Genomic DNA, 5,404 nt, shown 5'->3' on the forward strand with positions numbered 1-5,404 from the left:
AAGTGTCCGGCGGTGTCCTACTCTCCCACCCCCGCTGGGGGGCAGTACCATCGGCGCTGGTGGGCTTAGCTTCCGGGTTCGGAATGGGTCCGGGCGTTTCCCCGCCGCTATGACCGCCGGCACGTTCTGTGTGGAGTTGTCACTCCGGGGCGCCACCGTGGTGGTGCCTGTTCGTTGGTTTCAGAACCGTATAGTGGACGCGTTGTGTTCATCGCAGCCCCACGCCCCGGGTGTGGGGGTGGGTGTGTGTGGTCAAGTCCTCGGCCTATTAGTACCGGTCAGCTTCACCCATTGCTGGGCTTCCACGTCCGGCCTATCAACCCAGTCGTCTAGCTGGGGGCCTTACCACGTTGACCGTGTGGGAGACCTCATCTTGAAGCAGGCTTCCCGCTTAGATGCTTTCAGCGGTTATCCCTTCCGAACGTAGCCAACCAGCGGTGCTCCTGGCGGAACAACTGGCACACCAGAGGTTCGTCCGTCCCGGTCCTCTCGTACTAGGGACAGCCCTTCTCAAGTCTCCTGCGCCCGCAGCGGATAGGGACCGAACTGTCTCACGACGTTCTAAACCCAGCTCGCGTACCGCTTTAATGGGCGAACAGCCCAACCCTTGGGACCTGCTACGGCCCCAGGATGCGACGAGCCGACATCGAGGTGCCAAACCATGCCGTCGATATGGACTCTTGGGCAGGATCAGCCTGTTATCCCCGGGGTACCTTTTATCCGTTGAGCGACAGCGCTTCCACAAGCCACTGCCGGATCACTAGTCCCTGCTTTCGCACCTGCTCGACCCGTCGGTCTCACAGTCAAGCTCCCTTGTGCACTTGCACTCGACACCTGATTGCCAACCAGGCTGAGGGAACCTTTGGGCGCCTCCGTTACCTTTTGGGAGGCAACCGCCCCAGTTAAACTACCCACCAGGCACTGTCCCTGATCCGGATCACGGACCGAGGTTAGATATCCAGTACGACCAGAGTGGTATTTCAACGTTGACTCCACCGACACTGGCGTGCCGGCTTCACCGTCTCCCACCTATCCTACACAAGCCGAACCGAACACCAATACCAAGCTATAGTAAAGGTCCCGGGGTCTTTCCGTCCTGCTGCGGGTAACGAGCATCTTTACTCGTAGTGCAATTTCGCCGAGTCCGTGGTTGAGACAGTGGGAAAGTCGTTACGCCATTCGTGCAGGTCGGAACTTACCCGACAAGGAATTTCGCTACCTTAGGATGGTTATAGTTACCACCGCCGTTTACTGGCGCTTAAGTTCTGAGCTTCGCCGTGAGGCTAACTCGTCCCCTTAACGTTCCAGCACCGGGCAGGCGTCAGTCCGTATACATCGTCTTGCGACTTCGCACGGACCTGTGTTTTTAATAAACAGTCGCTTTCCCCTGGTCTCTGCGGCCATCAACGCTCCCGGAGCAAGTCCGTTCACGTATCCGGCCCCCCTTCTCCCGAAGTTACGGGGGCATTTTGCCGAGTTCCTTAACCACGGTTCACTCGATCGCCTTGGTATTCTCTACCTGACCACCTGTGTCGGTTTGGGGTACGGGCGGCTATGGAGCTCGCTAGAGGCTTTTCTCGACAGCATAGGATCACCCACTTCGCCGCAATCGGCTCGGCATCCAGCCTCGGGCGCTACTGTGGCGGATTTACCTACCACGGCCCTGCACTGTTACCCCGGGACAACCATCGCCCGGGATGGGCTACCTTCCTGCGTCACCCCATCGCTTGCCTACTACCGGTTCGGGTCCCACGCTCCCCCACCAACCCTCCCGAAGGAGAGAAGACGGGTTCGGGTGGTTAGCATCACCGGGCTCGGCATGGTCGCGCCACAACCGGTACGGGAATATCAACCCGTTGTCCATCGACTACGCCTGTCGGCCTCGCCTTAGGTCCCGACTTACCCAGGGCGGATTAGCCTGGCCCTGGAACCCTTGGTCATTCGGCGGACGGGTTTCTCACCCGTCTTTCGCTACTCATGCCTGCATTCTCACTCGTGTGGCGTCCACGGCTGGGTCACCCCGCCGCTTCAACCGCCACACGACGCTCCCCTACCCAACCACACACCTGAACACCCCCAAAGGGGTGCTGGGTCAAAGTGTGATTGCCACAGCTTCGGCGGTGTGCTTGAGCCCCGCTACATTGTCGGCGCAGAATCACTTGACCAGTGAGCTATTACGCACTCTTTCAAGGGTGGCTGCTTCTAAGCCAACCTCCTGGTTGTCTTCGCAACTCCACATCCTTTTCCACTTAGCACACGCTTAGGGGCCTTAGCTGGTGATCTGGGCTGTTTCCCTCTCGACTACGAACCTTATCGCCCGCAGTCTCACTGCCGCGCTCTCACTTACCGGCATTCGGAGTTTGGCTGACGTCAGTAACCTTGTAGGGCCCATCAGCCATCCAGTGCTCTACCTCCGGCAAGAAACACGCGACGCTGCACCTAAATGCATTTCGGGGAGAACCAGCTATCACGGAGTTTGATTGGCCTTTCACCCCTACCCACAGGTCATCCGCCCACTTTTCAACGTAGGTCGGTTCGGGCCTCCACGAAGTCTTACCTCCGCTTCACCCTGCCCATGGGTAGATCACTCCGCTTCGGGTCTAGAGCATGCGACTCAATCGCCCTGTTCGGACTCGCTTTCGCTACGGCTCCCCCACACGGGTTAACCTCGCCACATACCACTAACTCGCAGGCTCATTCTTCAAAAGGCACGCCATCACAACCCCGAAGGGCAGCTCTGACGGCTTGTAGGCACATGGTTTCAGGTACTATTTCACTCCCCTCCCGGGGTACTTTTCACCATTCCCTCACGGTACTTGTCCGCTATCGGTCACCAGGGAGTATTTAGGCTTAACGGGTGGTCCCGCCAGATTCACACGGGATTTCTCGGGCCCCGTGCTACTCGGGTATCACGCCACTGGAGTCACAAGCTTACGTCTACGGGGGTAACACCCTCTACGCCGGACCTCTCAAGTCCTTCGACTTCACCAGTGATTGATCACTCCAGACCGGCCACGGCAGTGACCGGTCAACGCAACCCCACGACCCCGCACACGCAACTCCTGCCGGATATCACACGCGCACGGTTTAGCCTCATCCGCTTTCGCTCGCCACTACTCACGGAATCACATGTTGTTTTCTCTTCCTGTGGGTACTGAGATGTTTCACTTCCCCACGTTCCCTCCGACCACCCTATGTGTTCAGGTGACGGTGACGGCACATGACTGCCGCCGGGTTTCCCCATTCGGACACCCCCGGGTCATAGCTCGGTTGCCAGCTCGCCAGGGATTATCGCAGGCTCCCACGTCCTTCATCGGCTCCTGGTGCCAAGGCATCCACCATGTGCCCTTACTAACTTGACCACAAAGATGAAGATGCTCGCGTCCACTATACAGTTCTCAAACAACGACCAGACAACCAACCCCCACCCCCACCAGCATCGTTCAAAGAACGACCGGTATGGGGAAGGCCGGCCCCGGCAAGAAACCGTGAGACCACAAACCCCGAAGAACCCCAGCAATCCGAAGACTCCTGAAACCCCACGGGGTAAGCGTGGCCCGATTCCTCAGGACCCAACAGTGTGCCCGACTCTCACCCACCAACCCCACCCCAGAAACGGGACGAAGGTCATCGCGGGTAGCGCGTGATTGATGTTCCACCCATGAGCAAACCACCCACCAGACACTCGCCGGCGGCATGGCCAACCCCACCCAAGCCCCTCACGGGACCCGCGCGGGTGCTGGTAGCTCCTTAGAAAGGAGGTGATCCAGCCGCACCTTCCGGTACGGCTACCTTGTTACGACTTCGTCCTAATCGCCAGTCCCACCTTCGACAGCTCCCTCCCACAAGGGGTTAGGCCACCGGCTTCGGGTGTTACCGACTTTCATGACGTGACGGGCGGTGTGTACAAGGCCCGGGAACGTATTCACCGCAGCGTTGCTGATCTGCGATTACTAGCGACTCCAACTTCACGGGGTCGAGTTGCAGACCCCGATCCGAACTGAGACCGGCTTTTTGGGATTCGCTCCACCTCACGGTATCGCAGCCCTTTGTACCGGCCATTGTAGCATGCGTGAAGCCCTGGACATAAGGGGCATGATGACTTGACGTCATCCCCACCTTCCTCCGAGTTGACCCCGGCAGTCTCCCATGAGTCCCCACCATTACGTGCTGGCAACATGGGACGAGGGTTGCGCTCGTTGCGGGACTTAACCCAACATCTCACGACACGAGCTGACGACAGCCATGCACCACCTGTACACGACCCTAAAAGGACCCGACATCTCTGCCGGATTTCCGTGTATGTCAAACCCAGGTAAGGTTCTTCGCGTTGCATCGAATTAATCCGCATGCTCCGCCGCTTGTGCGGGCCCCCGTCAATTCCTTTGAGTTTTAGCCTTGCGGCCGTACTCCCCAGGCGGGGCGCTTAATGCGTTAGCTACGGCACGGATCCCGTGGAAGGGAACCCACACCTAGCGCCCAACGTTTACGGCGTGGACTACCAGGGTATCTAATCCTGTTCGCTCCCCACGCTTTCGCTCCTCAGCGTCAGTACCGGCCCAGAGACCCGCCTTCGCCACCGGTGTTCCTCCTGATATCTGCGCATTCCACCGCTACACCAGGAATTCCAGTCTCCCCTGCCGGACTCTAGCCTGCCCGTATCCACTGCAGACCCGGGGTTAAGCCCCGGGCTTTCACAGCAGACGCGACAAACCGCCTACGAGCCCTTTACGCCCAATAATTCCGGACAACGCTCGCACCCTACGTATTACCGCGGCTGCTGGCACGTAGTTAGCCGGTGCTTCTTCTGCGCCTACCGTCACCCGAAGGCTTCGTCAGCGCTGAAAGAGGTTTACAACCCGAAGGCCGTCATCCCTCACGCGGCGTTGCTGCGTCAGGCTTTCGCCCATTGCGCAATATTCCCCACTGCTGCCTCCCGTAGGAGTCTGGGCCGTGTCTCAGTCCCAGTGTGGCCGGTCGCCCTCTCAGGCCGGCTACCCGTCATCGCCTTGGTAGGCCACTACCCCACCAACAAGCTGATAGGCCGCGAGTCCATCTCCAGCCGAAAAACTTTCCACACACAACCATGCGGTCACATGTCATATCCGGTATTAGACCCAGTTTCCCAGGCTTATCCCAGAGCTGAAGGCAGGTTACCCACGTGTTACTCACCCGTTCGCCGCTCGAGTACCCCGAAGGGCCTTTCCGCTCGACTTGCATGTGTTAAGCACGCCGCCAGCGTTCGTCCTGAGCCAGGATCAAACTCTCCATCAATGAATATTCCGACCACCCCACCCAAAAGGCAGGGCCATCAACCATCATCAGAAGAAACTCAACCCCAGCAACACAACAACCCCCGGTAAGAAGCTGTCGCGTCACCAAAGGAACCCCAAAACCAACCCCC

3 rRNA genes are annotated in these 5,404 nt (G+C 58.8%); all 3 read right to left on the minus strand.

Annotated features, from left to right (window positions below):
* Nucleotides 1-4 precede the first annotated feature (4 nt).
* The 3 genes from rrf to E1262_RS29900 all read right to left on the minus strand — a co-directional run bounded on the left by rrf (nt 5) and on the right by E1262_RS29900 (nt 5,274).
* Nucleotides 5-121, minus strand: a 5S ribosomal RNA gene (gene rrf / locus E1262_RS29890).
* 127 nt (nt 122-248) lie between these two features.
* Nucleotides 249-3,362 (minus strand): 23S ribosomal RNA (locus E1262_RS29895).
* Nucleotides 3,363-3,754: 392 nt separating this feature from the next.
* A 16S ribosomal RNA gene (locus E1262_RS29900) occupies nt 3,755-5,274 on the minus strand.
* Together the 16S, 23S and 5S rRNA genes form the textbook arrangement of a ribosomal RNA operon.
* Nucleotides 5,275-5,404: the final 130 nt, after the last annotated feature.

The organism is Jiangella aurantiaca (genome assembly GCF_004349105.1).
GTDB classification, from domain to species: domain Bacteria; phylum Actinomycetota; class Actinomycetes; order Jiangellales; family Jiangellaceae; genus Jiangella; species Jiangella aurantiaca.